Below are 26,112 nucleotides of genomic sequence, written 5' to 3' on the forward strand. Positions count from 1 at the left end.
ACCTTCGCGTCATTGGCTTGGGCCTTTGCTAAGCCGCTGGTACGGCTGGGGCAACTTGCCTGACCGCTACTCCAGCCAGTCTGGTTCCTGGCAGCGGGGGAGCAGTGGAGCAGTAGCTGTGGCCGGTGGGTGTGGTGAATTCGATGGGGTGCCTTGGCCCTGGCCGTGGTCTTGCGATCCATCCGGGAGTTTCCTTGGTGTGGTTGCAGGCTTCGCAGAGACCGGCGCTGTTGCCCAGGGTGGTGGTTCCGCCGTCGTGCCAGGGAACAACATGGTCGTGGTGGCGGATGGGCGCATCGCAGGATGGCGTGCGGCAGGTGTCGTCGCGGGCCTGGATGAAGCGGCGGAGCCGTGCCGGGAAGAGCCTGGCCCGGGAGTCCATGGCGATGAGGTCTCCGGTGCCTGGGGCCGTGTACAGCCTGCGGAGCCAGATTTTGAGCTCCGCCCCGGAGTCGGGCATGCCCGTGGTGAGTCTCCGGGCCCAGCCGGCCGGCACGGTGCCGTAGCCGTTGAGGCGGGCCGGTTCGCTGTCGCCCTGGAAGAGGGTGCGGTCGGTCATGATGAGCTGGATTTCGACGCCGGTCACGCCGCCCGGGGCGCCGGTAGTGCGTTCGACCAGGGCGTCGGCCATGATCTGGCCGCGGGAACGGGCGTCGCCGTCGGAGTGCAGGGTATCGGCGTGGCGGCTGAGCGCGGCATGCACGGCGACTCCTTCGGAGATGGGGAGCAGCGCGGTCAGGTAGGTCATGGTGTCCGGTGCTGGGCGGAGGCTGACGTGCCGTTCGGCTGCGGCGTGGCTGGCCCGTTGCGTGACGGAGCGCGGGTCCCTGCGGTAGGAGGCGGCCCGGGCCGCGGCGATGATCGCCCGGTCTCCGGCGCCGGCGAAAGTGCCGGTGTCTGCAGCGAGTTCGTCGTCGACGGCGCACCGGTCCGCAGCGCTCAGGCACGCTGTTTCCTTCACCAGCAAAGTGGCACGCCATTCGTTCAGCTGCCCGGTGTCCAGGGCGGCAAGTGTGTGCGGCATCTCCGTGACGAGGGCTTTCGCCAGTCCCAGCAGGCGGCTGCCGCGGGCGGGCGACTCACGCCGGGCGAGGGCGATCTGAGCAGCCACTCCTTGGCCTTGTTCCGCTGCCGGAATTCCTGCATTGGCCTGGGATTGGCGTTGACTGGCATCGACGGCGACGGTTGCGCGGGCCTGCACACCGCTGATCGCTGACTTCAGGTCCTCAAGGCCGCTCAGCTGGCCGATCAGCCCGTCTGTGTCGGAAGACAACTGAAGGGAACGCACCGCGGCGACCAGGTCCTGCACGCTGGCACCTGGGACAACAGCACCCGGTACAGCAGCACCAGGGACAACAGGGCCGTCCGACGCCGCTGCCAGAGTAATCCGAGATTCCTGTATGCCGTCCATGTTTACAGTCTTCCGGTGACCTCTGACAATTTAGGCTCATTGATCCGTCTCACTGGGTAGGCTGAAGAGAAATTGCTCCGGCGTCGGCCCACAAGCTGGCCCATATCGTCGTCCCACCATGAGCAGGCAGGCACACCATGACAACGAACAGCAAGCACGGCCGCACGGGCAAAGGGGGTGCCAAGACGGCCAGCGAACGTACACGGACCGATCCTCCTTCCCTGAGCGCGTTTCGCGCCGGGCGCGCCGTTGACTCGCTCACGCCGCCGTTTGTCCAGTGGTTCGACGACGGTTCCCCCGGCGCTGCTGCTGCCGCGTTGGGGTGCCTGGAACAGGTCAAGGCTGTTATGGGCCGTTATATGCAAAGCACGGCCGCGGCCGACGTCGCACGTCTTGATCCAGTGATCCTGGCGGAGGCACTCGCCGCCGAGATCACCTCCGTGACGGGCGCTGATGCCGACGAAGCGGACGACGCCGGCCGGGCCGTCTACGTCGTCGCGGCCGTTCATGCCTTCGTCGATTTTCTCGCGGAAACGGGCCGTTGGGCGGGCTCCGCCGAGCAACTCGCTGAGGTCATCGACCTTCTACATGCCCTTGCCGGGGGCGGCGACGGCGTAGCGGGCTACGTTGATGTGCCGGACATTCCAGACGAGGACGCTCTCAGGGTCTTCTCTCAGCTTCCGCTTATCAAGCGGGCAACGGCGTTGCTTGAGTGGATCGGCGACGGCAAGCCGGTAACCGCAACCGGTGCGCTGCGCCTGCGGGATATTGAACCGGCCGCCGCCTGTGTCGGGGTCTCAGTCAAGGGCGCCTCCAAGCAGCCTGGAGCCGCGGTGGCGGTTGATGCAACTTCGCGGGATGCCGTGCCAACAGTCCGGAGCATGTATGAGGTGCCGCTGCTCGCTCAGCTGTGGGAGGCACTGGGCCGCACGGAACTGATCGAGACAGGCCCAACAAAGGCGCTGCCATCGGCCGCCACTGAAGTATTTCTAGCGGGCGGGACGTCGGAGCGGCTGCAGGAGCTGGTGTTTTTCACCGACCAGTTCCTGGACGCTGCCGTCCTCGGCTACGACCCCGAGCAGCAGTGGGAACGGGCGATCGCCGGAATGCAGGCATCGATCCTGCTGGCGGCGGCAACCGCTAATCCGGCCCGGAAGGAGCGCGTCCTGGCCGCACCGGATTATGCGCCCGCTGAGGAAAAGATGATGGCTGGGGTGCTGACCCGCGCGGCCGTGCGCGGCCTTGAAGAACTGGCAGATCTGGGGCTGTTGATCGTCGACACACACTTCCGGATACCGCCGGAGTTGATCCGCTGCATTGCCAATGTCTTCGACGACGCGTTGGTCCTGGAAGACCTGGGCCTGCTGGATCACTCCGGCCTCGATAACGTCCCCGCTTTCTGACTGTCAAGGAGATCCCATGAAATCCAACGAAGTTCTTCTGGACGCTTTCGGACGCATCCACGAGACGGTGGCCGCGACTCTCGCAGGGGTCGACGGCGGGATTCTGACCCGCAGGCCCGCGGGCAACGGTAACTCGATTGCGTGGCTGATCTGGCACCTTGGCCGCGTCGAGGACGCCCAAGTGGCCTCCGCGGCGGGCCTGGATCAGGTCTGGACATCGCAAGGTTTTGCGGACCGCTTCGACCTGCCACTGCCTGTGAGGGACACCGGCTACGGCCATACCACCGACCAGGTCGACGCCGTGAATTCCCCGCCGGAGTTGCTGCTCGCCTACTACGATGCCGTTCACCAGCAGACCGTGGACTTCCTGGAGACTCTCGATGACGAGGACCTCGACCGCATTGTCGACACCCGCTGGGACCCGCCCGTCACGCTCGGGGTACGCCTGGTGAGCACGATTGCCGACTGCCTCCAGCACGTGGGGCAGGCTGCCTACGCCAAAGGCTTGAAACGCGCAGAGGCCGGCGGCCGGTAATCAAGTCCCGCAGGCGGCTCGCACTAGCGGACTCTTCGGCTCACGGCGTGAGCGGGCCCCGAAGGACCTGGTGGGCAAGGTCAGCGTCGCCTTCAATGAGGGCCGAATCCTCGAGCTTGGACCGGCCCCAGAGGCCCAGATACATCGCTGGCACCGGAGCGGTGACGGATGCTGCGGCTTGGCCCGTGCCAACCTTCCAAGTGCTTGACCCGGGCACGTGGAAAGCCACGGCACCCGCCGGCTGCGGCATCCGCTCCAGCCTCATCTGCCGCGGAGTGAACATCGTCAGCACCTCGTCCACTCCGTCGAGCATGAATTCGGTACTGAGGCCCGGCGTCTCCAGTCCGGAGGCCTGGCAGGCATCTACGAGGTGGATGGCGTGCTCATGGGCCTGCCGCCGAAGCCAGAAACCGGCAGTGCGGGGCGGCGGACCAAAGTTCCAACATTCTGCCCCGGGATCCAGGGCGGTCATCACCTCAAGGAAAAGTGCTGCCCCCTCGAGAAACCATGCTGCGGCGCCTGTCACCGGAGGGGGCGCTTCCTCGACATACTTGCCGCCACGAACCACGTCCGCAGCCCAGCGTTCAATGGAACCGAGGTGCCCGAACAGCTGCTCGAGCGTCCAGCCCGGGCAGGCGGGAACGGTGCGCGACAGCACGCCTACCGGCTGGAGGGCGAGCATGCGCAGTCGGTCGACGAAGCCGGCCAGCTCGGCAAGATAGTTTTCGGGCGACATGCCAAGAGCCTAGCGCGGCGCGCCAGGCTCCATAGTGCAGCCGTACTTGCCGGGGTTACGATCGGGAGCGTGCAGCCTCTGAACCCCGGTCGATCCTGACGTCGAAGTCCAGGCCGACACCGTTGCCCGCGAGGCGGCGGAGCAAGTAGGCGCGGAGGGCGTCGTTTGTGGCAGTATGCGGGCTGCGGAGGGCTTCACCGCTGAGCAGGGCGTAGGAGTCGCCGACGTGGAATACCGTCAGGAAGCAGTCCTCCAGGTCATCCGTCCGCAGGTTCCGGACGATGTCCCGGAAGCTGCCTTCTGAGCCGCTCCTGGGCATGGTCGTCACCGAAAAGGTCACAGTGCTTGGCATGTTCGCTTGTCCTCTTAAGCCTTCAGCAGGGGACCATCCCCCGGCCTCTTAGACAGGCTAACGGCTGGTTTCCGCAGGCATAACCCTTACCGGGCAGTAAGTTGAGAAATTCATGAATTCAGCAATTTCCTGCGCGAGCATCCGGGCCGCCCGGCGCGCGGCCGCGTCATGTATTCCCACGCGGGAGATCTTGCTATGGTCGGAAGTGGACTGCCGGCCTGCGGTGTAGCAAGCATCTTCCGGCAACAGGACGAAGGTTGGTCATGAAGCGCACACGTCTTTCCGCTATCGGTCTCATCGCAGCTGCAGCACTCGCGCTCGCCGGCTGCGGGTCCGGGTCCACGACGCCGACCGGCTCGGCACCTGCCGGCGGCGCCGACACTTCGCTCAGCGATGTCACGAGCGCTGGCGAACTCAAGGTCGGCACGGAAGGCACGTACAAACCCTTCTCGTTCCACGCCGAGGGAAGCGGCGAACTGACCGGATATGACGTCGAGATCATCACCGCCGTCGCTGAAAAGCTCGGCGTCAAACCGTCCTTCCAGGAAACCCAGTTCGACGCCATCTTCGCCGGCCTTGAGGCCAAAAGGTTCGACGTCGTCGCCAACCAGGTTTCGATCACAGACGAACGCAAGGCGAAATACGAGTTCTCGGAGCCGTACACGGTGAGCACCGGCGTCGTTGTCACCAAAGCTGACGACAGCAGCGTCAGCTCCTTCGACAGCCTCAAGGGCAAGACAACAGCACAATCGCTGACGAGCAACTGGTACAAACTGGCCCAGGAAAGCGGCGCCAACGTGGAAGCGGTGGAAGGCTGGGCGCAGGCGGTGACCCTGCTCAAGCAGGGGCGCGTTGACGCCACCATCAACGACAAGCTGACCTATCTGGACTACCAAAAGACCGCGAAGGACAGCGAGATCAAGATCGCGGCCGAAACCAAGGACAAGTCGCTCAGCGCCTTCGCCTTCCGCAAGGGATCAACCAGCCTGGCAGATGCTGTAGACAAGGCGCTTGGCGAGCTGCAGACGGACGGCACCCTGACTAAAATCTCGCAGAAATACTTCGACGCCGACGTCACTAAATAGCGGTGCCAGAAGGTAGCGGGGCAGGTCCCGACGGCGAACGCGGCGCCTGCATATGACAATCAACTGGGACCTCGTGTGGAGCTCTCTGGGCCCTATCCTGATGGGGGCAGTCACCGGCACGATTCCGTTGGCCCTGGCGTCCTTCGGCCTCGGACTTCTGCTGGCGCTGCTGGTCGCACTGATGCGGTTGAGCAGGAATCCCGTCTTCTCTGCCGTTGCTCGGATGTTCGTTTCAGTCATCCGCGGCACGCCCCTCCTGGTCCAGCTATTTGTCATTTTCTACGGTCTTCCTTCGGTCGGCGTAACCATCGACCCCTGGCCCAGCGCCATCATCGCCTTCTCCCTGAACGTGGGAGGATACGCTGCGGAGGTCATCCGGGCGGCCATCCTGTCCGTTCCGAAGGGGCAATGGGAAGCCGGCCACACCATCGGGATGTCCCGCCGCCAGACACTGGGGCGCATCATCCTGCCGCAGGCCGCGCGGGTCTCGGTCCCGCCGCTTTCCAATACGTTCATCAGCCTGGTCAAGGACACGTCGCTGGCCTCGCTGATCCTCGTCACGGAACTGTTCCGCCAGGCCCAGCAGGTGGCGGCCTTCAGCCAGGAGTTCATGGTGCTCTACCTGGAAGCCGCGGTCATCTACTGGATCATCTGCCTGGTGCTTGCCGGCGGGCAGTCCGCCCTGGAGAAGAGATTGGACCGCTATGTCGCCCACTGAACCTGAGCTCGCGGACGACTCGGCCCTGCTCACGGTGCGGGGACTGCGCAAGGCCTTTGGCAGCCACGAGGTGCTGAAATCCGTTGATGTGGACGTCCGCCGCGGCGAAGTCGTCGCACTGATCGGGCCGTCCGGCTCGGGTAAGACGACGGTGCTGCGGTGCCTCAACGGGCTGGAAATACCCGACGCCGGAATCGTGGACTTTCTGGGCCAGCTCGCCGTCGACTTTTCCGCGCCGGTGTCCAAGAAGCAGCTGGCCGCCTTACGGGACCGCAGCGCGATGGTGTTTCAGCACTACAACCTGTTCCCGCACAAAACCGTCCTGGAGAACATCACCGAAGGCCCTGTCCAGGTGCAGAAACGTCCCAAGACCGAAGCGATCGCCCAGGCCAGGGAGCTTCTGGCCCGCGTCGGGCTGGCCGAAAAGGAGAAAAGCTACCCCTTCGAGCTCTCGGGCGGGCAGCAGCAGCGCGTAGGCATCGTGCGCGCCTTGGCACTGCGCCCGCAGCTCCTGCTCTTTGACGAACCGACGTCCGCCCTGGACCCGGAATTGGTGGGGGACGTCCTTACCGTCATCAAGGAGCTCGCGGACGAAGGCTGGACCATGGTGGTGGTCACGCATGAACTTGCCTTTGCCCGGCAGGTCGCCGACGAAGTCATCTTCATGGACGGAGGCGTCGTCGTCGAACGGGGCCACCCCGACACCGTACTCCGCGCCCCGCGGGAGGAGCGCACCCGGCAGTTCGTGGACCGGCTGCTGAACCCGTTCTAGGAAGGGCGGCCCTTGCCCGGTGGTGAACGGCAGAGGAGGATGTTTGGCAAACGGCAGGAGGCCTCCATGACGCAGCTTGGAAAGTTTGAGAAGTATCTCATCGAGGAATTCTTCGACGACTACCGTGCCGGTGCCATGAGCCAGCACACGTTCACACGCCGGGTGGCGTTCATTACCGGCAGCATGGCCGCCGCCGCAGGCGCCATGACCCTGGTTGGCTGCACGCCGCAGGAACTTCCGCGCAGCACCGATCCGATGCCTACACCCGCTCCGTCGGCGTCGTCAGCGGGAGGCGGCACTGCTCCCGCGCGTGCCGTACCGGGTGGTGCCAAGAGTCCGCTTTCCGTTCCCGAGGGTACCGCCGGCCTGGTGACCGAGACGGTGCGGTTCCCGTCCGGCGGCGCCGATTTCAGCGCCTACCTTGCCCGCCCCGAGGGGGATGAAGCCGGACCGGCAGTGCTCATCTGCCATGAGAACCGCGGGCTGACCCCGCATATCCAGGATGTGGCGCGCCGCTTCGCCAAAGCCGGCTACGCAGCCCTGGCGCTTGACCTGCTCAGCAGGGAGGGAGGAACCCAGAGCCTGGACCGCGACGCCGTTCCCGGAGCGCTGACCCAGGCCGGGGCAGCACGCCACGTGGCCGACTTCGCGGCCGCTTTCGACTACCTGAACTCACAGTCATTTGTCGTTTCCGGGCGGATTGCCTTGACGGGCTACTGCTTCGGGGGAGGCATCACGTGGCAGGCAGCGACGGAACTGCCCGGGCTGAAGGCCACGTCCGCTTTCTATGGACCCGCTCCGGACCTGGATAAAGTTCCCACCATCAAGCCGGCCGTTCTTGGCGTCTACGCAGAACTGGACGCCCGGATCACGGGAGCCCTGCCGGCGCTGCGGGATGCCCTCGCGGACACCGACGTCCGCCACGAGCTCAAGGTATACCCCGGCGTCGACCACGCATTCCACAATGACACCAGCGACCGGTACAACGAGGCGCAGGCCACTGCTGCCTGGAACGACACGCTGGCCTGGTTCGGCAAGTATGTCTAACCCTTCGCTCGCAACCGGAGTCGGCATCCGCAAAGGCATTTCGCTGCGGCTGATTCCGTCGGCGCTTGTCTCGCTCTCGGGCTTTGTCCTGTTCGTCCTTGAACAGGGCATGGCCGGGTACGGCGCGCTGGCGTTGGCGCTTGTGCTGGCAGCGATTATCGACCGGGCGCTCCTGCGTGATCTTGCCCTGATCGCTTCCGGGCTGGTGGCAATCAGCCTGGTGCCGATCACCACGGACATCAGCACTGAACACATGCTGGTCATGGGCACGGCGATGATCCTCGCCGTGGCGATTCCCTACTCAGTGTCGCGGTTTGTCTTCAAGGACCATGCGGTGAGGTTTCCGGTGATGACCGGGCACCCGTGGACGCGGACGGAGAAATGGTACCTGGCCGCCGTCGTCGTCATGGGTTATGCGCTGCTGCCGGTGTACATGGTCAGTACGGGGGTCTACCGCAACTGGCCCGCTGTTTCGGACCCGGAAGGAATCTTCCGGCTTTTCCTGGGTACCAATGCGCTGGGAATCTGGGACGAACTGTTCTTCATCTGCACGGCCTTTATGCTCCTGCGCCGGCACGTGCCGATGACGCAGGCCAATGTCCTGCAGGCGGTCCTGTTCACGTCGTTTCTGTGGGAACTCGGGTTCCGCGCCTGGGCTCCGGTGTTCATCTTTCCCTTCGCCCTCGTGCAGGCATGGATTTTCACCCGGACGAAGTCACTGTCCTACATCGTGGCCGTCCACCTGCTGTTTGACTTCGTGCTGTTCCTGGTCCTGCTGCATGCCCACAACCGGGAATGGATCGACATTTTCATTTACTGACGGCGGGACGCCGTCCGCCGCCGGGGTGTTCCTTTGCCGCTTGGGCAAAGGGAACCGGTCCAGATCGTTAGCAGCGACGACGACGGCGCCGCCCGCGCGGGCGGCGGCCTGGTCCGCCAGGAGGCTGGCATCGACGTACCGCGACGAGAAATGGGTAAGCACCAGCGTTCCGGCTCCGGCGGTGGACGCCAGCTCCCCCGCCTGGCCGGCCGTGAGATGGAGATACTGAGCCGCCAGCCCGGAGTCGCTGTTGCTGAACGTCGACTCAGCCACGAGGAGGTCCACTCCCTCCGCGAGTTCCTCGGCGCCGCCGCACTCCGCTGTATCCATAACGAAGGCGAAACTCTGGCCGGGGCGCGGAACGCTCACATCCTCCAGTCGTACGCCGCCGAACCGTCCCTCCAGCTGCAGCCGTGCGATGTCAGGCCCTGCGATCCCTGCCGCTGCGAGCCGGTCAGGCAGGAGCGTGCGGCCGTCCGGCTCGACAAGCCGATAGCCGAAAGTCTCGATCCGGTGCAGCAACGGCTGCACGTCCAGGCCCGGCGCGACAGGCCCGGCAGCGCCATGCGGATGGAGCCGCAGGTCAAGGCCGCGGGAGGCCAGGGAAACAAGTGCGCGGACCACCTCCTCACCGGCAGCCGGATAGTGCAGGTGCACCGGGTGCCGAACCCTGTCCAGGACCATGCGCGAGAGCACCCCGGGTAGCCCGTAGCAGTGGTCCCCGTGAACGTGGGTAAGGCAGATCCGCGTGACCTGGCTGACGGAGACGCCAGCGTGGATCATCTGCCGCTGGGTGCCTTCGCCCGGATCGAAGAGCAGGCCCTCGTCCTCCCACTGAAGCAGGTATCCGTTATGGTTGCGGGTCCGGGTAGGAACCTGCGAAGCGGTGCCGAGGACAACCAGTTCACGCATGGCACTGAGTGTCTCACGTGGCAATGTTGGGACAGAATAGTCGGATGACGGAAGCGGCCGACTTCGTGGATGCCTCGCTGCAGCGGGAAAGCTCCTGGCTCCGTGCAGAGGAGGCCGAGGCCCGGCTGGGGAGCGGACTGAATTATTACGGCGCCTCGGTGGGTGCGGTCCGGGGAACCATCCGTGACATGGTGCGCCGGTATCGTGACCTGGGGCATGATGACATCACCTCGCTCAGCACCGAACTTTGGCAGGTGCCGGTCTTCGAGCGCCGTTTGGCGGCGGTGGTGCTGCTGCAGTCCCGGGTTGCCCTGCTCAACAACACCGATCTCACCCGGATCGAGGGCTTTGTGCGGGAGGCGCAGCTGGGTGAGCTGGCAGACCCGCTCGCCGCCGACGTCGTCCGTCCCCTGGTCGCCGGGCTGGAAGGGCAGGCGAGGGCGCGGGCCCTGGTGGTGCTGGACCGCTGGGCGCAGGATCCTGACCCGTGGCTCCGGCGTGCGGCCGGACTGTCACGGCCGGACGCCGCTCAGCCGCCGGCCCGCCGCTCCACCACTGCATAGGCCTTGCCCTCGAGGAATTCCCAGTCAGTGACCACCAGAAACCCGAGGGCACCGACCCGGTCATTGAGGACCAGGATGTCAAAGCCGCCGTTCCGGGGCTCGGCATCCCAGGTGGCCACGTGCAGTTCCTTGCCCTCGAGGATCAAAAGCTCCGTGTTGACGCCGAAGTTCTCCTGCGGCTGATCGCTCGGCTGGCAGATGGCCACACAGTAGTTAGTCATCTACGGATTCTGCCTCATGATGGCAGTTACGCAGGGAAGGCGCTGTTGTAACGGAAGAGGAAGGCAGCCACCTGGTCCCGGTTGACGGGCAGTCCCGGACGGAAGGTCCTGGTGCCGTCGGATTCGGTCCAGCCGTTGGAGATTCCCTGGGATGCAAGCCAGGAGATTTCCGTGTAGAAAGCCGACTGCGGGGAGATATCAGCAAAGGGAGACGCCGTTGGCGTGTAGGCAGGGTTGCCGGCGAAACGGTACACAAACGCGGCAACCTGGTCCCGGTTGACCGCCACCGTGGGCCGGAAGGTCCGGGTGCCGTTGGCTTCCTCCCAGCCGGTGGTGATTCCTTGGGACGCAAGCCAGAGGATCTCCTTGTAGAACGGGGTCTGGGGCGTTACATCCGCAAAGGGTGAAGTCCCCGGCGTGTAGGCAGGGCTCCCTGCCAGCCGGTAGAAGAACGCCGCCATCATGTCCCGGCTGGCGGCCACGCCGGGACGGAAGGTTCGGGTACCGTCGCTTTCGCGCCAGCCGGTTGATATTCCCTGGCTCGCCATCCAGCTGACCTCTGTGTAGAGCGGGGAGCCGACCGGGACGTCGACGAACGAGGCCGGCGACGGTGACGGGGATGGTGAGGGGGACGGTGTCGGTGAGGGAGACGGCGAAGGTGAAGACGACGGCGACGGTGCCGGTGCGGGTGACTGGCCCAATGCCTGCGCCACTGTCCGGACCGACGTCGTGCCGTTTGCTGTCCTGGCCGCCAGCCACGTGACGAAGGATTCAAACAACGCCGGACTGATGGTCAGCGAGGGATCCGTTCCCACAGCGATTTCGTGGAAGGTCAGCTGCACCCATCCGCCGGTGGTCTCGGCGTCGGTGACACGGGCCTGCAGGTCCGCCAGAGTCCACGAGCTGGCCACCTGGTCCGGAGCCCGGGTGACCATGGGATTGGCCGGTGGGAGCGACTCCGCCACCGGGCAGTCGGCGCAGCTGGCCGGCGAACGCAGGTCGCCCAAGCCGCGTGAAGTGGCGAAGCCGCAATCCCGGACCGCTGATTGGGCGGTCGCATTCTCTGCGGCGAAGGGGTACGCGAAGTTCGTGACGGTGAAGCCCCAGCCTTCCAGTGTTGTCTTGCTGTTGCAGACTTCGGCACGGGCTGCGGTCGCATTGAGGGTGGTCAGGTCCGGATGGGTCACACTGTGTCCGCCGATTTCGTTGCCATCAGCGGCCAGGGTGTTCAGGTTCGCCCGGGTAAGGAAACCAGAGTTATCGATGAAGGAAGTAGTGATGTAGAAGGTTCCCACCAGCCCGTGCGCCTTCAACGCCTGCGCGGCAGCGAGCTGGCTGACGAGGCCGTCGTCGAACGTCAGGCTGACGATGGTCGGCTCCGCTGCTTTCGACGTGCCAGCGACTCCCACCACAGTACTGACGGCAAGCAGCAAAACCCCCACGATCGCAGTCCAGCGCCGGCCGTGCCAGCCTCCGGCTGAGGGCTCAGGGGGTTCCGCCAGGTGACGGGCCTGGTTGCGGACAGGGTGCTTCGACCAACGCATGATGCCTCCAAGCGTGTAAGTCCCCCCCGCAAGAACATGCACGTAGACTACGCCGCGCGGCGTGAAGGCAAAACACTCGAATTTATCGGCGGTTAATCCGAGTACTTCGACGTCCCTACTCGCATTTCAGGGTGGCGAGATGGCGAGCTGGGCTGCGCTCTCGCCCTGCGCGTATTTGATGCGCAGGCTGACATCGCGCGTGTCGGCGGGGACGATGAAGCGGACATCCCCTGACTTGCTTGAATCACCCGCCACGAGCTCGTTCAGGCCGGAATCGGGGGAGTAGTTGACCCCGCCCGCGCCTAGCCTGAACGTCGAGTCCCAGAAGTTGATGTCATACCTGCCGTGGTTCGTGCAACGGATGGTGAACGACAGGGCGACCTTGCCGGAGGCATCAGGGCGGACAGCGGCATCGAGAATTTCATACTCGACGTCGACCGACCGGTACTTGCGCTCGGCCGGCAAGGCCACGGTCCACCCCGCATTAGCGCCGTCACCGGAACGGCTTCCGCCGGGTTGCGGCGTTCCTCCATGCTGCGGGGCGCCGGCGGTGCTTGGGCCGCTTACCGGGGCGGCCGGTCGCCCGCCGTCGAACACGCCGAGTTGTCCCAGCCCAAGCAGCAGTCCGGTCACGGCGGTGATCACGGCAGCAGCGGCGGTCAGCAGACCGGGCAACGTGGTCCACCAGTTGGCAGGTTTTTCGTCGGGCATATGGGTGCCCCTCGGGATCGGCGAGCATTATGTCCCATGCACGGGCCCTGTTGCAGGTGCCCGGACCCTCGTACTCTGGTTCTTGGAGGTGATTGCCATGAAGGCAACCCAGGGAGACCGGATCACTATCCGGGGCAAGACGGTTGAATCCTCGGACCGCCACGGACAAATCATTGAAGTGAAAGGGCCGGACGGTGCGCCGCCCTACCAGGTTCGGTTCGACGACGGACACGAGACCACGGTATTTCCCGGCGGCGATTTCGTAGTTGACCGGAACCAGCCGCCGGCCTGACACGGCTGGCGGTGGTTCGCGGGCGGTGGTTCGCGGCCGGAGGTGACTTCCGGCCTCGGTAGTTCGCGGCCTACTCGGGAGCCTTCGCAAAGACGGCGGCGCTGACGAATTCGATGCCGACGAAAGGTTCGTTCCCTTCGACCCATCCGTCATGTCCGGGCGGGATGGTGTAGGAGTCCCCCGGAGCGATGTTGATCTGGCGGCCGTCGGTCGTCTGAACTACGAGGTTCCCGGAAACACAGAAGCCGACGTGGCTGTTTTGGCACGAATCGGTCTTCACCACCGGCTTGATGCAGTCGGACCAGCGCCAGCCGGGATCGAACTTGATCCGGCCGATCGTGTAATCGCCGACGGTCACAACGTCCACCTCGGTCTTGTCCGGGCGGCGTTTTTCGTCTGGCGAATTGTGCGACTTTACTTCCAGCTGACTGACAACGTTTGTTGTTGGCATTGCACTTCCTGCTTTCGCTTGGAGGCGGGGGAAGGTGCTGTCCCGGCAGGGGAACCAGCCGGACAGCGGAATCGGCTGGCCGAGGATGATGATCACCGGCCGGACCGACATTTGACGCGCTACGATGCCTAGCCTCCTCCGTTCTTTGCTGCTTGTCGAGACTCCTTTTTCAGACCCCGGACGGAGGCCGGGATCACGCGCCGTTTGCATTGCTAATCAGGAGTTTCGCTATATTCCTTAAGAGTCGTGAATTGGGTCGTGGTAAAGCTCGCTTTACCGAGTGAGATCGCTAGTTTGCCCAGGCACCGGAATTGGTCAATGACATGATCACAAACATCGCGCCAACAAAAGCGAAGAATCCGCCGACGAACCTCGCATATCCCGGAAGTGGCCGGAAACGACCGGGAATAGTCGATGCCCATCGATCTTGATAATGTGACAATAAGCACGAGGAAAAACAGGATCAAGGGAACTTTGCCGAGCACTTCCAAACGTTCCTGAACCGAAAGTACCGTGGCTACCGGCTGGAGTGTGAGCCATACTTTCCACATGGACGACGCAGCGGCGGGAAAACCAAACCGGATCCTGGTGATTATCGGGGCAATTATTACGGTGCTCGTAGTGGCGGCCCTGGCGGTGGTTTTCTCGCGGGGTGAACCCGTCCTGCTGGACGAATCCACACCCCAAGGTGTGGTGCAACGCTACTCGGCTGCCGTGATTGAAGGGGATGAACCTGCAGCCGCCGCCTACCTGACGGAAACCACCCGGACCCAGTGCGTCGACTTCCAGGGTGCTTCCAGCGGCAGTCTGCGGGTCACGCTGGTGTCCACAACGGAGCGGCCTTCATCCGCCGACGTGAGGGTGCTGATTGTGACGTCCAACGGCAGTGGACCATTCGGCAACTCGGAGTACGAAACCGAAGACGTGTTCGATCTCGTTAAATCGGACGGCAAATGGCTGATCGACTCAGCCCCGTGGCAACTCAGGACCTGCGCGAACCGGCCGGTGAAACCGTGAGTGTCCGGACGGTGCCAGCGCCGGCGGCCGGGTCGGCCCAGCCCACGATTCGGCGGCTGATCGTCTTCACTCTGCTGTTCGCCTTGGTGGTGGTGGCTGCGGCCGGTCTCAGCGGCCTCCTGGGCAGGCTCCTGGGCGCGGGCACAGTGCTCGTGGCGGGCGACAGGGCCGGCCTGGCCCGCTCGCTCGCTTTTACTCTGATTGGCGGCCCCATGGCCGGCGCCCTCTGGTGGTTCGTCTGGCGGCGACTGGATGACGCCGCTGAGCGCTCCTCCGTCGGCTGGGGCCTGTATCTGGCCATCACCTACGCGGTTTCACTCATAGCATCGGCAACAGCCTTGCTCGGTGCGCTGGCTGCCGTCATTGGCGGTAATTCGCTGGGATGGCAGCGTTCATTGTCCGACGGGCTGGTGTGGGCCGGTGTGTGGGTATTGCACCGCTGGATGTTGCGCCATCGGCGGAAGCGTCCGTCGCTGATGTCGGATGTTCCCATTGTGGTGGGGTCGATGTTCGGGCTCATCATCGGTGTGGGCGGAACCGTAACGGCGCTCGCAACCCTTCTCGACACAGCGATCCGGGGCCTCACGGCATCAGCTATAGTCGGGGATCCGTGGTGGCGCTTCGTGCTGCAGTCGCTGGTCTGGGCCGCCGGAGGTCTTGCCATTTGGTGGTGGCATTGGCTCCGTGAAGCCGGACGTCGGCTGAAGACCGGCTTCGCCGACGTCGCGCTGGTTGTGGTCGGAATCCTCGGTGCGATATTGCTGACCCTGGGAGGCATCGGCACTGTCCTTTTTGTCGTGCTTCGGCTGGCCTTTGACCGCACGGACCCGGCAAGCGGAATCGCGGAACCGCTGGGAGCAGCCATGGCTGCCGGTTCCCTCGGTTCCCTGGTCTGGGCCTACCACCGGACTGCGTCCCTCGGACGGGCCGAAGCCACGCTGCAGTCGGCGAAGCTCGTGACTTCCGGTGTTGCCCTGGTTGCCGCTGCCAGTGGCATTGGAATTGTGGTCAACTCGGCCCTGAGTATTGCGGCCACCCCGCTGGCCGGCAACGGCACACGTACCCTCCTGCTGGGTGGCATCAGTGCCTTGGCCGTCGGCGCTCCGCTCTGGTCGCTTGCCTGGAAGCCCGGTGTTCCGCCGGAGCCGACCGAGCTGGGGCGCCGGGGCCGGCGGGTCTACCTGATCGCGGTATTTGGCCTGAGCGCCATCGTCGCCGTCATCACGCTCTTGGTGATCGGGTACCGCGTCTTTGAATTCCTGCTCGACGACGTCACGGGCGGAAGCCTCGTGGACCGTACCCGCGCACCTCTGGGCCTGCTGGTAGCCACCGGACTTGCGGCGGGTTACCACTTCGCCGTTTGGCGGCACGATCGTTCCCTTGCCACAACCGCCCCCCGGAGGCGTACCGTCGGAAGGGTGATCCTGGTGACCGCGGGCGATCCGGAGCCGCTGGTGCGGGTAGCGGCGGAGGTCACCGGTGCGGCTGTCACCGTCTGGAGAAGGGCCGACGTCGGGACCTCCGGTGCGGCCCTGCCGGCCGGGGAACTCGCGGAAGCCCTTCCGGGAGAGATTGCGGACCGACTCGCCCGGGCACTGGAGGGCATCACGGCGGACCGTGTCCTGGTGGTCGCGGGACCCGGCACGGGAATCGAGGTGATCCCGCTGGCTACAGCGTGAAAACCGGCAGTGAGGAGCAAGAGTCCGTCTATCGACATCCCAAATTTCAGAGCGCGGGCGATCCGGGTTCGCCGAGCGGGTACTCGCGCTGAATCTGGGCGACCTTCGGATCGTTCTCGTCGGCGCCGTAGTCCGAGCTGCGGGTGATGTCCTTTCCTTCAGGGAGCTTCAGTGCGTGGAAGGCCAGGGACAGGCCGGCGGCAACGATAAGGTTTATGGCAAACGCCACGACAGCGATGTAGACCTGCACGTCGGTGCCGGGGATGGCCGCGATGGAGCCGCCAAAATGGGCTTTCGTGACGGGGTTGACCACGTTGTAGGCCGCGACGGTGCCATAGCTGATTCCGGCTACCCACCCGCCGAAAAGCGCCCACCGGTGGAACCAGCGGGTATAGAGCCCGGCCACGATCGCCGGGAACGTCTGCAGGATCCAGATGCCGCCGAGGAGCTGCATGTTGATTGCTGCCGACTGGTCCATGGCAATGACGAAAACCAGCGCACCGAACTTCACCACCAGCGACGCGATCTTGGAGACCTTTGCCTCCTGCCGTGGTTCGGCGTCGGGCCTGATCAGATCGCGGTAAATGTTGCGGGTGAACAGGTTTGCGGCGGCTATTGACATGATTGCGGCCGGGACCAGGGCGCCAATGGCGATGGCAGCCAGAGCGATACCGGCAAACCAGTCCGGGAAGTGATCCAGGAACAGCTGCGGCACCACGAGTTGCGGGTTCACTGCCCCGTTCAAGTCAACGGGCTGGGTACCGGCGTAAATAGCCGCGTAGCCCAGCAGCGCCAGGAACCCCAGCATCAACGAGTACAGCGGCAGCACGGCGGCATTTTTACGGATCGTGTTCCTGCTCTTGGTCGCCAGTACGCCGGTGATCGAGTGCGGGTACATGAACAGCGCCAAGGCCGAGCCCAGAGCCAGCGTCCAGTAGGCGGAGTAACTGCCCGCGCCCGGGATGAAGACCCCGGCGGGTCTGCCTGTCGCTGGATTGACCGCAGTGAGTTTGGTCTCAGCGGCGTCGAAGATGGTGCCCCAGCCTCCGAATTTGATGGGCAGGTAGATCACCGCAACGATCACTGCCAGGTAGATCAGCAGATCCTTCACCACGGCGATCAGGGCGGGAGCCCGCAGGCCCGATGTGTACGTATAGGCAGCCAGGACCACGAACGCGATGATCAGTGGCAGGTCCGTCAGCAGGACGTTCTGCGCACTGCCCAGGCCGAGGACGGTGAGCACGGCCTTAATGCCGACCAGCTGCAGCGCGATGTAAGGCATGGTCGCCACGATGCCGGTGACAGCGACGGCAAGGGAAAGAGCCTTGCTGCCATAGCGTCCGCCAACGAAGTCGGCCGGCGTGACGAACCCATGCCGGTGCGAGACGGACCACAACCGGCTCATCAACAGGAACACGATTGGGTACAGAACGATCGTGTACGGCACCGCGAAGAAACCGCTTACGGCTCCGGTGGCCCACATTGCCGCCGGAACGGCGACGAAGGTATAGGCGGTGTAAAGGTCGCCGCCGAGCAGGAACCAAGTCACCCAGGTCCCAAAACCGCGGCCGCCGAGGCCCCACTCGTCAAGGCTGTGCAGCCCTGTTTCCTCGTGCCGGCGCCACCGCGCAGCAACGAATCCCAAGGCCGCCACCAGGATAAAGAGAATGATCACAATGGTGAGTGCAACGCCGCTGATGGGGCGGTCCGGAACGGCCAGCGGCATTGCGGCCCCGGTCATGGCTTGTCCTCCGCGCTGGTCATGCCCCGCACGGATTCCCGACGGCGGCGATCCTCCTTGGTAACCAGCCAGTAAGAGATCCCCACCAGGCCCGCGGTGACCGGAATCCACATCATCTGGTACCAGTAGAAGAACGGCATACCGGCCAAGCGCGGCTCGTCGACCGAATATGCGGGCACAAACAGCGGAACCACAATGGCGATGGACAACAGGATTCCGGCGATGATGTACGGGCCGGGTCTGGCCGGCGCGCGGGTTGGCACATCAGGACTGGACATTGACGCCTCCTCATCGAGACGGGCCCCCGGAGCGGGAAGGCTTCCCGGGACGTGCCGGCGGCCTGCGGACCGTGTGTCGCGGCGGTCCTAAGCAACAGGATAGACACCGGATTTATTCTCCGACAGACCGCTAATGCCCGCCGTCCCGAATGGCAGGCGTCAGGACGAAGGTGTCCCCTGAATGGGGGTCGAATCCTGGCCATATTCGGCAGACACCAGGATGGGAAGGTGGTCCGACGCGCCGCGGGCTAGGGTCTCCACCTTCTCGATGTCCAGCCCCAGGGAGGTGGCAAAGTCGAAGTGCCCCTTGAAGACCTTGTAGCGCGTGTAGGTTCGCCGGTCGCTGAGGGATAGTTCGTAGCCGGAGTTCTTCATATGTTCAGTGAGGTTTTTGGTGAAGAACGGGTAATTGAAGTCGCCCACCATGAGTGTCATCAGTCCGCTTCCCATGCCGAGGAGTTCGGCGTGCGCCGCCTTGATCTGTTTGCGCCGCAGCGAATTGGAAGCCGTCAGGGGCGCGGCGTGGAATGAGGCGATCACCAGCTCGTGGTCTGTTTCGTTGTCCACCACCCGCGTGCCGATAAGACGCTCGTGTGCCGGGGCCAGAACGCGGTCGTGCAGCGACTTCTTCAAAGCGAAGGTGTTGGTTTCAAAGGCCGTGAAGCGGTCCATCCGGTAGTAGATGGCAAGTCCCAGCCTGTTGCCCTTGGTCGCGTCGGCCAGGTGAAGGGGTCCCAGCGTGTCCGGCAGATCCGTCGTGTCGCACTCCTGCAGGCACAGGGCGTCTATGCCGAAATCGCGTGCCAGATCGAGCAGTTCGCCGCTTGCTGCGTGCTTGCGAAGGTTGTAGCTGATGACTCGTATCAGGGGAATACCTCTTCCGAGCAGTAGTAAGGAGAACCAGTTCCTGAGTCTACCCAGTAGACGGTGCCCGGCACAGGAAGACACCGCAGGAAGACACCCCAGGAAGACACCGCAGGAAGACACCGCAGGATTGAGGTATTGGAAGACGGCCGGGACCCGCCGGGCCGCCGTTCCCTTCCCCCCGAAACGTGCCGCGTCGCGATTAAGACAGGTACGCCGCAGAAATAAACAAGTAGTGAATACGCATGTCCGGCAAAGCCCGCGGAACTAGTTTGAATCAACAGCTAACACGTGGGGATGTTCAACAGCAATGACACCCGCGGCAGTGCACCATAATGATGCGAGGCGGCGAAATGCGAGCAGTGATTACCGGCGGGGCAGGATTTCTTGGCTCTCACTTGTGCGGGGCGTTACTGGCGCGGGGCGACACCGTGGTTTGCGTCGATAACCTTTCCACCGGGCGGCTCGCAAACCTGGCCGGGTACTTGCAGCACCCGGCATTCACCTTCCAGGAAGGTGACGTAAGTGAATTGCTGGAGGTAGCTGGACCAGTTGACGTAGTGGCGCATCTGGCCAGTCCGGCGTCACCGCCTGATTATCATCGGTTTCCGTTGGAGACTCTCGCAGTCGGCAGCAGGGGCACGGAGAACGCATTGCGCCTGGCGGAGAGGAACTCCGCCCGTTTCATTCTCGCGTCCACTAGTGAAGTTTACGGCGATCCCGCCATCCACCCCCAGACCGAAAGTTACTGGGGAAATGTGAACCCGGTCGGACCGCGGAGTGTCTATGACGAGGCCAAGCGGTTCGCGGAAGCACTGGCAATGGCCTATGCCCGAAGCCGGAATGTAAATGTGGGAATAATGCGAATATTCAACACCTTCGGGCCTCGCATGCGTGCCGAAGACGGTCGGGTGGTCTCCAACTTTATTGCCCAGGCGCTAAACGGCGATCCGCTAACAATTTATGGTGACGGCTCACAGACCCGTAGCTTTTGTTATGTGGACGACCTGGTGAGGGGAATCCTACGCATGATTGACTCGGGTGCGACGGGCCCCATAAACCTAGGAAACCCCGTCGAAAAGACGGTTTACGAGCTGGCCGGAATTGTGCTCAAACTTACCGAATCTTCTTCCGGGGTTCAGTTCCACCGTTTGCCCCTTGAGGATCCTGTGCGGCGCTGCCCGGACATTGGCCAGGCAATGCAGGTATTGGGTTGGCAGCCGGAAGTATCCATTGAGGCCGGCATCCAACGAACAGTGGATTACTTCCGCCTCCGCAGAAGCGAGGTCGCGTCGGCGGCAGGTACGATCGCCGGACCGCAGTTCGAGGGTGCCGCAAACGAGGCCTCACGGAACGCTGCCAGCGCGGCTATCCCGGCTTGATCGGCCAGTCATGGGGGAATACACAGTGCTGGTCACAGGCGGCACCGGCTTTATCGGAAGCCACTGCTGCCGTGACCTACTCGATAATGGTTACGACGTCGTGATCGTGGATAACCTTGTCAACAGTTCCGGTGAGGTCATCGACCGGATTCTTGAGCTCGGGAACGGCAACCTCTATTTTTACTGCCTCGACGTCAACGACAGTGACGCGCTCGCGAGGGTATTTCAGCGGCACGCCGTTGACGTCGTTGTCCACTTTGCAGCCCACAAGGCCGTCCGTGATTCAGTGGGGCGTCCCTTGGAGTACTACACGAACAACGTGTCCGGCCTCCTTAGTCTTTTGGCCGCAATGCAGAGTGTCGGGGTTCAGCACCTGATTTTTTCCTCTTCGTGTTCCATATACGGCGATTCCAATGACAGTGCATTGACCGAAGCTTCTCCGCCCAGTCCGACGAATCCCTATGCCCGAAGCAAATGGATGTGCGAAGTGATCCTTGAGGATTTCTGTAGCCAACGTCCCGCATGGTCGGTGACCGCATTGCGGTACTTTAATCCGGCCGGCGCGCACTCCAGCGGGCTCCTGGGGGAGGCTCCCAAGGGTGTACCGAGCAACATCGTCCCGTTCCTTGCCCAGCTGGCTGCAGGCCGGCGTGAAGTGCTTGAGGTTTTCGGCTGCGACTACCCCACACCGGACGGAACGGCAATTCGGGACTACATCCACGTCTCGGATGTAGTGGAGGGGCATCGCCTCGCCTTGGAACGCGGACCAGACAGCGGGTTCCGCCGCTACAATCTTGGGACCGGAGTGGGCACGTCTGTCCTCGAACTCATCAGTGAATTCGAAATCGCCAGCGGTCGCCGTTTGCCGTACAGGCTCATGGGGCGGCGCCCCGGTGACGTACCTCAGCTGGTTGCTTCACCCGCACTGGCCAGAGCGGAACTTGGCTGGGTGGCGACACGAACGTTAACGGACATGTGCCGGGATTCCTGGCGCTTTCAGGTGGCCAACCCGTCCGGCTACGGCGCCCTCAGCCCTGGAGCCAGGAGCGAGGCATGACCACGGGAAAAGGGCAGCCTGTTCCGCCAGCGACCGTGGCGGACATCGCGGGCACTGCGAGCCTTGTTGTCGCTGCGACGTCGGCCGGACCAATATTTGCCGGCCGCAGGGCTCCTGAACGCCGTACCGGACCACGGACATTCTGCGCTGCCCTCAGTCCACGTGACCGGCTTGCTGTGGCCGCGCTGAGCGCTGTCTGGGCGGTTTTGTTCATTGCGTTTTGGCTCTGGTGGCTGAGCCCTGACCATATGGCTGGCCGGACAGGCCTTGTCCTGAATTCGATGTTCCTGATTTACCTGTCTTATTTGTCCGGGTACTTCGTGCTCATGGCCAACCGGCTTCGGCGGATAAATCCTGAGGTACAGGTGCCTGCCCTGCGCACGGCGTTTGTCATCACCAAAGCCCCATCGGAACCGTGGGAATTGGCCCGGACCACGCTGTTGGCAATGCTCAGCCAGGACTTTCCGCATCAGTACGACGTCTGGCTCTGTGATGAAGCACCAACTCCGGAGGTTCTGGCATGGTGCGGTCGGAATGAAGTCCGTGTATCCACGAGGAACGGTGTTGCCGGATACCATCAGCCGGAGTGGCCCCGGCGAACCAAATGCAAGGAAGGCAACCTTGCATTTTTCTATGATCACTGGGGTTATGCGGACTACGACGTGGTCGCCCAGTTGGATTGTGACCACGTTCCCGCGTCCACGTACCTGGCTGAAGTTGTCCGTGCTTTCGCGGATCCTGCCATTGGCTATGTGGCTGCACCAAGCATCAATGACTCGAATGCCGGAGATTCCTGGGCGGCGAGGGGCCGGCTCCACTGCGAAGCCACCCTTCACGGGCCGGTGCAGCTCGGCCATTCCGACGGACTTGCCCCGTTGTGCATCGGTTCCCACTACGCCGTGCGAACGCAGGCCCTGCGAATGATCGGAGGCATAGGGCCCGAGCTGGCCGAAGACTTTTCCACGACTCTCCTCCTGACGTCGGCAGGGTGGAAGTCCGCATTCGTCCATACCGCTGAGGCTCATGGCGAAGGACCACGCAACTTCTCCTCCATGGCAACCCAGGAGTTTCAATGGTCCCGGAGCCTTATGACCTTGTTTATGGACACGGCTCCGGGCCATCTTCGGAGGCTGCCTTGGCCTCTCCGCATACGGTTCCTCTTCGCGCTCGGTTACTACCCGCTGCTATCGATGGCAACGCTCCTGGGACTGGCCATGCCTATCATTGCCGCAGTCACAGGTGATCCTTGGGTCAAAGTGAATTACGGCGAGTTCCTTGCCAGATGGACGGCGGTTGATCTGGCCACCCTGACCCTGATGCTGTTCCTTCGCCGCCGGAACTTGCTTCGCCCCGAGAACGCTCCCGTGATCAGTTGGGAAGGTTGCCTGTACGCACTCGTTCGGTGGCCGTTTGTCGTCGGGGGCATCCTGGCGGCGGTTCTGCAGAAATTCCGGCCGGCTCCTGTGCAGTTCCGGGTCACACCAAAGACTCCGCAGGGCGCGGAGGTCCTTCCGGTGCGCCTCGTGTTGCCGTTCTGTGCCGTTTCCGTGGCGCTGGCTTTGGGGGCGCTGATTGGTGAGACCACAACCCGCGCCTATGGTTACGTCTTTATGTGCTCCATCGGGTCCGTCTGCTATGTGATTGTGGCAGTCTCCATTGCGGCGCTCCATGCTCTGGAATCTGCCCGCACAACCGACGGGCGGTTCTTCCGGGCAGCCCGGAAATCGGCATCAGTGCCGCTCGCGACGGGTGCGGGTGCCTCGATGCTCGCTCTGGCTTCCGTCATTAATTATCCTTCGTACCTACTGAGTGCGCTTGGCTACTGACGGGGACGTCCAAATGAGGTGGTTTCGTGGTCTGATTATCGGCGTCCTGGTAGCCGCAAGCGTCAACTTTGCACCATCCACACGTCTAATGGAGCCGCTTTCGGCGGATGTGCGCATGGTTGGCGCCGACTTTTCGTTCACGCTCCAGGAAGAAGCGACCAACAACCATGTGAGCGAGAACGGGGAAACCCGACCGGTCGAACAAATTTTGGCCGGCAATGGCGTGAATTACAGCCGGCTAAGGCTGTGGGTGAACCCCGAATCCGGTAAAAACGACCTGAGCTCGGCGCTGGCGATGGGGAAGCGTTCGAATGCCGCCGGGATGAAGCTTTTGCTGAATCTTCACTACTCGGACACCTGGGCGGACCACAACGACCAGGACCTTCCTGCCGCCTGGCGGGGTCTGGATATGGAAGGTCTGACCCTGCAGGTGCGTCGCTATACAAGGGAAGTCCTCCAGGCTTTCGCCCGGCAGGGGACGCCGGTGAGCATCGTTCAACTGGGTAATGAAGTCACCAACGGAATGTTGTGGCCCTTCGGCCAGATCTACAGTTCCGGTGAAGAACACTGGGAAGGATTTGCGGAGCTGGTCAAAGCGGGAGCGGCCGGCGCCCGGGAAAGCAACCCTGAAAATCCGCCCCTCATTATGCTGCACACCCATGGCGGCGGCGATTTGAAAGTTACCCGGCACTTTTTTGATAACGCCCGTGAGCACAACATGCCCTTCGACTTGATCGGTGTTACGTTCTATCCGTTTTGGGGAGGCTCGCTGGGGCGCCTGGGCAGGAATCTGGCGTACATGGCCGAACGCTACGACAAGGACATAATTGTCGTGGAAACGGGATACCCCTGGACGTTGGAAACCAGCGAGGACGGCCCCAATGTGGTTCGAAATGCCTCAATGTTGCCCCAATCCGCTGTCTACCCCCCGACGCCCGAGGGCCAGGCGGATTACTACCGGGGACTACGGAGGGTATTGGCTAACGTGCCCTCGGGCCACGGTGCCGGCTTTTTCGTCTGGGAGCCCGGATGGCTGCCCGGAGTAGACGCTGCCAGCAACGGCGGCAACGGATACAGCAATCTAACGCTCTTCGACTGGGAAGGCAGGGGCCTGCCAGGGCTCAAGGCGCTGAACCCTGTGAGGTAAGCAGTGCCCCTACTTCTTTCTTTTCGAATCGAAGGCCCGGCCGCGAACAATCCACCCGGAATCGCGACCGGGCCTCTTTTCGGACTGGTTAGCGGCCGCCGGGACCGCGTGCGGCCGTGTATTGACCGGCGGTGACGGTGCCTTGCCCATGGGCCCCGTCCAACGTTCCTTCGCCGATGCCGGCGGTGACCTGGGCGGTGCTGCCGGTGTACACGGTGTATTCCTCGCCGGCGGTGATGGCCGCAGAGGAATAGACCAGCGAGGCTGCCTGCTTGGCCGTCACGAACGTCGCCACCACGGCGCCGCTGGAATCCGCCACCTGGATGGTGGTGCCGGCCGGCAGTGCTGAGCCGAAGGTCAGCTGGACGCCCGACGGGGATGAGGAGGTTCCCGGGGTCACCGCCATGCCGGCGCTTCCGGCCCCGGCAACCGTGCCGCCGTTAACCACGAGTTCGCCGTTGACGTCCAAGGCACCGTTGCCGTCGTTGGTGGGGCCGTTGACCACGACCGTGCCGCCGGTGACTGTGGCGTTGCCGTTGGAGTCCAGGCCGTCGCCCTGGGAGTTGATGGTGAGCGAGCCGCCGGTGACTTCAACGGTGTAGTCACCCGCGGCCATTTCGCCGCCGCCTATGCCGCCGGGACCGCCGCCCATTCCGCCCTTGTCCGAGGGGGTGCCGGGGCTGCCCCCGGAGGCATTGACGCCGTCATCGTTGGATGTGACGTTTGTGGTCCCGCCGGAGATCACGATGTGCTGGGCTTCCAGGCCTTCCTCGGACTCTTCCACAGTGGCCGTTCCGGCCGCGACCGTGAGGCTGTTGAATGCCTTGATCCCGTCGTCGCCGGCTTTCACGTTCAGGGTGCCGCCGTTGACCAGCACCCAGCCCCGGCCTTCGTCTTCCTCGTTGTCCGACTTGAAGCCGTCGTCGCCAGCGGTCACGTGAGATCGGCCATGGAGTACAGCGCGGCGTTGGCTGCGTCCGTCCCCTGGTCGGCGTAGGTGGCGGCGTCGCTCAGGGCGTTGGAGGTTCCCTCGTTAAGGAAAACGATGGCCTCGTCGGCGCTCTGCACCACGAACGGGGAACCGGTTGAGCTGGTCACCTCCGCCCCGTCAAGGATGATCCGCACTACGTCTTCTTCGCCGGCGGCCACCACCACCCGGCCGTCAGAGAGTGAACCGCTCAGGCGATAGGTGCCGGCGGCGCTGATGGTGACTGTGTCGCCGTCGACCTTTACCGCGTCCGACGGCGTTCCGGCGGCCACGCTGCTGGCACCGTCCGCCAGTGTCACGGCTACTTCGGACGCGGCGTCCCAGGTCAGGTCGTCGGCGTCGTAGTGCGTGTCTGCCGCGAGGGTGTCAAGGGAGACAGCCTCCGCGGTACCGGACGTCGTTGACGTCCCCGAAGTGCTGGCGCCGGTGATGGAAGTGCCGGTGGAGGCCGTTCCGGCGGCGGAGCAGCCGGCCAGTCCCACGGCGAGGGCCAGGGCGGTGACGGAGAGGTAGGGGCGAAAGCTTTTCATGGTGTGTTCCTTCTGTGAAGTGCGGGGGAG

The 26,112-nt window shown here is 63.7% G+C and carries 28 protein-coding genes; 15 read left to right on the forward strand and 13 right to left on the reverse strand.

Annotated features, from left to right (window positions below; translation table 11 throughout):
• Positions 1-28: 28 nt before the first annotated feature.
• A complete protein-coding gene (locus tag J7I92_RS05940; protein ID WP_214838511.1) occupies positions 29-1,411 on the reverse strand; it encodes an HNH endonuclease signature motif containing protein in 1,383 nt (460 codons plus the stop codon).
• A gap of 137 nt (positions 1,412-1,548) precedes the next feature.
• Between J7I92_RS05940 and J7I92_RS05945 the strand changes: the two genes are divergently transcribed.
• Both J7I92_RS05945 and J7I92_RS05950 read left to right on the forward strand, forming a co-directional pair.
• The gene (locus tag J7I92_RS05945) at positions 1,549-2,814 is read left to right on the forward strand and encodes a hypothetical protein (protein ID WP_214838513.1); all 1,266 of its coding nucleotides are present in this window, start codon (positions 1,549-1,551) and stop codon (positions 2,812-2,814) included.
• Between the two features lie 16 nt (positions 2,815-2,830).
• Positions 2,831-3,349 (forward strand): mycothiol transferase, encoded by a 519-nt coding sequence (locus J7I92_RS05950; protein ID WP_214838515.1) that lies wholly within the window; start codon positions 2,831-2,833, stop codon positions 3,347-3,349.
• Between the two features lie 40 nt (positions 3,350-3,389).
• On the opposite strand, the gene J7I92_RS05955 is transcribed toward J7I92_RS05950, so the two are convergent.
• Positions 3,390-4,085 carry a maleylpyruvate isomerase family mycothiol-dependent enzyme gene (locus tag J7I92_RS05955; RefSeq protein WP_214838517.1) on the reverse strand — a complete coding sequence of 232 codons (696 nt, stop codon included), beginning with the start codon at positions 4,083-4,085 and terminating at the stop codon, positions 3,390-3,392.
• A 55-nt stretch (positions 4,086-4,140) separates the two neighbouring features.
• On the reverse strand, positions 4,141-4,437 hold the full coding sequence (locus J7I92_RS05960) for a hypothetical protein (RefSeq protein WP_214838519.1): 297 nt from the start codon (positions 4,435-4,437) through the stop codon (positions 4,141-4,143).
• A 263-nt stretch (positions 4,438-4,700) separates the two neighbouring features.
• Between J7I92_RS05960 and J7I92_RS05965 the strand changes: the two genes are divergently transcribed.
• The 5 genes from J7I92_RS05965 to J7I92_RS05985 all read left to right on the forward strand — a co-directional run bounded on the left by J7I92_RS05965 (position 4,701) and on the right by J7I92_RS05985 (position 8,879).
• Positions 4,701-5,522, forward strand: coding sequence for an amino acid ABC transporter substrate-binding protein (locus tag J7I92_RS05965; protein WP_214838521.1), 822 nt, complete (start codon positions 4,701-4,703; stop codon positions 5,520-5,522).
• 52 nt (positions 5,523-5,574) lie between these two features.
• A complete protein-coding gene (locus tag J7I92_RS05970; RefSeq protein WP_214838523.1) occupies positions 5,575-6,240 on the forward strand; it encodes an amino acid ABC transporter permease in 666 nt (221 codons plus the stop codon).
• Positions 6,227-7,012 carry an amino acid ABC transporter ATP-binding protein gene (locus J7I92_RS05975; protein ID WP_285290073.1) on the forward strand — a complete coding sequence of 262 codons (786 nt, stop codon included), beginning with the start codon at positions 6,227-6,229 and terminating at the stop codon, positions 7,010-7,012. The genes J7I92_RS05970 and J7I92_RS05975 overlap by 14 nt, the downstream gene beginning before the upstream one ends.
• Before the next feature lie 66 nt (positions 7,013-7,078).
• Positions 7,079-8,059, forward strand: coding sequence for a dienelactone hydrolase family protein (locus J7I92_RS05980; RefSeq protein WP_214838526.1), 981 nt, complete (start codon positions 7,079-7,081; stop codon positions 8,057-8,059).
• The gene (locus J7I92_RS05985) at positions 8,052-8,879 is read left to right on the forward strand and encodes a type II CAAX prenyl endopeptidase Rce1 family protein (protein ID WP_214838528.1); all 828 of its coding nucleotides are present in this window, start codon (positions 8,052-8,054) and stop codon (positions 8,877-8,879) included. The genes J7I92_RS05980 and J7I92_RS05985 overlap by 8 nt, the downstream gene beginning before the upstream one ends.
• Here J7I92_RS05985 and J7I92_RS05990 read toward each other — a convergent pair.
• Complete coding sequence (locus tag J7I92_RS05990; RefSeq protein ID WP_214838530.1) at positions 8,775-9,791, reverse strand: ribonuclease Z; 1,017 nt, start codon at positions 9,789-9,791, stop codon at positions 8,775-8,777. The genes J7I92_RS05985 and J7I92_RS05990 overlap by 105 nt on opposite strands.
• A gap of 44 nt (positions 9,792-9,835) precedes the next feature.
• On the opposite strand from J7I92_RS05990, the gene J7I92_RS05995 reads away from it, so the two are divergent.
• Complete coding sequence (locus tag J7I92_RS05995) at positions 9,836-10,354, forward strand: DNA alkylation repair protein (RefSeq protein ID WP_214838532.1); 519 nt, start codon at positions 9,836-9,838, stop codon at positions 10,352-10,354.
• On the opposite strand, the gene J7I92_RS06000 is transcribed toward J7I92_RS05995, so the two are convergent.
• The 3 genes from J7I92_RS06000 to J7I92_RS06010 form a co-directional block, all read right to left on the reverse strand.
• Positions 10,321-10,575 (reverse strand): hypothetical protein, encoded by a 255-nt coding sequence (locus J7I92_RS06000; RefSeq protein ID WP_214838534.1) that lies wholly within the window; start codon positions 10,573-10,575, stop codon positions 10,321-10,323. The genes J7I92_RS05995 and J7I92_RS06000 overlap by 34 nt on opposite strands.
• Positions 10,576-10,601: 26 nt before the next feature.
• Entirely contained in the window at positions 10,602-12,119 is a 1,518-nt protein-coding gene (locus J7I92_RS06005) for a polysaccharide deacetylase family protein (RefSeq protein ID WP_214838536.1), read from the reverse strand.
• 126 nt (positions 12,120-12,245) lie between these two features.
• The gene (locus J7I92_RS06010; protein ID WP_214838537.1) at positions 12,246-12,830 is read right to left on the reverse strand and encodes a hypothetical protein; all 585 of its coding nucleotides are present in this window, start codon (positions 12,828-12,830) and stop codon (positions 12,246-12,248) included.
• A gap of 97 nt (positions 12,831-12,927) precedes the next feature.
• On the opposite strand from J7I92_RS06010, the gene J7I92_RS06015 reads away from it, so the two are divergent.
• The gene (locus J7I92_RS06015; protein WP_214838539.1) at positions 12,928-13,122 is read left to right on the forward strand and encodes a DUF1918 domain-containing protein; all 195 of its coding nucleotides are present in this window, start codon (positions 12,928-12,930) and stop codon (positions 13,120-13,122) included.
• Positions 13,123-13,192: 70 nt separating this feature from the next.
• Here J7I92_RS06015 and J7I92_RS06020 read toward each other — a convergent pair whose 3' ends face one another.
• Positions 13,193-13,573 carry a cupin domain-containing protein gene (locus tag J7I92_RS06020; protein WP_214838542.1) on the reverse strand — a complete coding sequence of 127 codons (381 nt, stop codon included), beginning with the start codon at positions 13,571-13,573 and terminating at the stop codon, positions 13,193-13,195.
• 549 nt (positions 13,574-14,122) lie between these two features.
• Between J7I92_RS06020 and J7I92_RS06025 the strand changes: the two genes are divergently transcribed.
• Together J7I92_RS06025 and J7I92_RS06030 are read left to right on the forward strand one after the other, a co-directional pair.
• Entirely contained in the window at positions 14,123-14,590 is a 468-nt protein-coding gene (locus J7I92_RS06025; protein WP_214838544.1) for a hypothetical protein, read from the forward strand.
• Positions 14,548-16,269, forward strand: a complete 1,722-nt coding sequence (locus tag J7I92_RS06030; RefSeq protein ID WP_311380150.1) for a DUF5671 domain-containing protein — start codon at positions 14,548-14,550, stop codon at positions 16,267-16,269. The genes J7I92_RS06025 and J7I92_RS06030 overlap by 43 nt, the downstream gene beginning before the upstream one ends.
• A gap of 46 nt (positions 16,270-16,315) precedes the next feature.
• Here J7I92_RS06030 and mctP read toward each other — a convergent pair whose 3' ends face one another.
• The 3 genes from mctP to J7I92_RS06045 form a co-directional block, all read right to left on the reverse strand.
• Positions 16,316-18,010 (reverse strand): monocarboxylate uptake permease MctP, encoded by a 1,695-nt coding sequence (gene mctP, locus J7I92_RS06035; RefSeq protein WP_251039520.1) that lies wholly within the window; start codon positions 18,008-18,010, stop codon positions 16,316-16,318.
• The gene (locus J7I92_RS06040; RefSeq protein WP_214838546.1) at positions 18,007-18,288 is read right to left on the reverse strand and encodes a DUF3311 domain-containing protein; all 282 of its coding nucleotides are present in this window, start codon (positions 18,286-18,288) and stop codon (positions 18,007-18,009) included. Before J7I92_RS06040 ends, mctP begins: the two co-directional genes overlap by 4 nt.
• Before the next feature lie 159 nt (positions 18,289-18,447).
• Complete coding sequence (locus tag J7I92_RS06045; RefSeq protein WP_214839051.1) at positions 18,448-19,152, reverse strand: endonuclease/exonuclease/phosphatase family protein; 705 nt, start codon at positions 19,150-19,152, stop codon at positions 18,448-18,450.
• Positions 19,153-19,505: 353 nt separating this feature from the next.
• Between J7I92_RS06045 and J7I92_RS06050 the strand changes: the two genes are divergently transcribed.
• The 4 genes from J7I92_RS06050 to J7I92_RS06065 are packed head-to-tail and all read left to right on the forward strand — an operon-like array spanning position 19,506 to position 24,564.
• The gene (locus J7I92_RS06050; RefSeq protein ID WP_214838548.1) at positions 19,506-20,534 is read left to right on the forward strand and encodes a UDP-glucuronic acid decarboxylase family protein; all 1,029 of its coding nucleotides are present in this window, start codon (positions 19,506-19,508) and stop codon (positions 20,532-20,534) included.
• Positions 20,535-20,544: 10 nt separating this feature from the next.
• A complete protein-coding gene (galE, locus tag J7I92_RS06055; RefSeq protein WP_214838551.1) occupies positions 20,545-21,591 on the forward strand; it encodes a UDP-glucose 4-epimerase GalE in 1,047 nt (348 codons plus the stop codon).
• Positions 21,588-23,417 carry a glycosyltransferase family 2 protein gene (locus J7I92_RS06060; RefSeq protein ID WP_214838553.1) on the forward strand — a complete coding sequence of 610 codons (1,830 nt, stop codon included), beginning with the start codon at positions 21,588-21,590 and terminating at the stop codon, positions 23,415-23,417. Before galE ends, J7I92_RS06060 begins: the two co-directional genes overlap by 4 nt.
• Before the next feature lie 13 nt (positions 23,418-23,430).
• Complete coding sequence (locus J7I92_RS06065) at positions 23,431-24,564, forward strand: glycosyl hydrolase 53 family protein (RefSeq protein ID WP_214838555.1); 1,134 nt, start codon at positions 23,431-23,433, stop codon at positions 24,562-24,564.
• A gap of 88 nt (positions 24,565-24,652) precedes the next feature.
• Here J7I92_RS06065 and J7I92_RS23730 read toward each other — a convergent pair whose 3' ends face one another.
• Entirely contained in the window at positions 24,653-25,501 is an 849-nt protein-coding gene (locus tag J7I92_RS23730; protein ID WP_311380156.1) for a carbohydrate-binding domain-containing protein, read from the reverse strand.
• Positions 25,498-26,082, reverse strand: coding sequence for a carbohydrate-binding domain-containing protein (locus J7I92_RS24510; RefSeq protein WP_251039521.1), 585 nt, complete (start codon positions 26,080-26,082; stop codon positions 25,498-25,500). The genes J7I92_RS23730 and J7I92_RS24510 overlap by 4 nt, the downstream gene beginning before the upstream one ends.
• Between the last annotated feature and the right edge of the window lie 30 nt (positions 26,083-26,112).

Source organism: Arthrobacter sp. ISL-72, assembly GCF_018613755.1.
Lineage (GTDB): Bacteria > Actinomycetota > Actinomycetes > Actinomycetales > Micrococcaceae > Arthrobacter.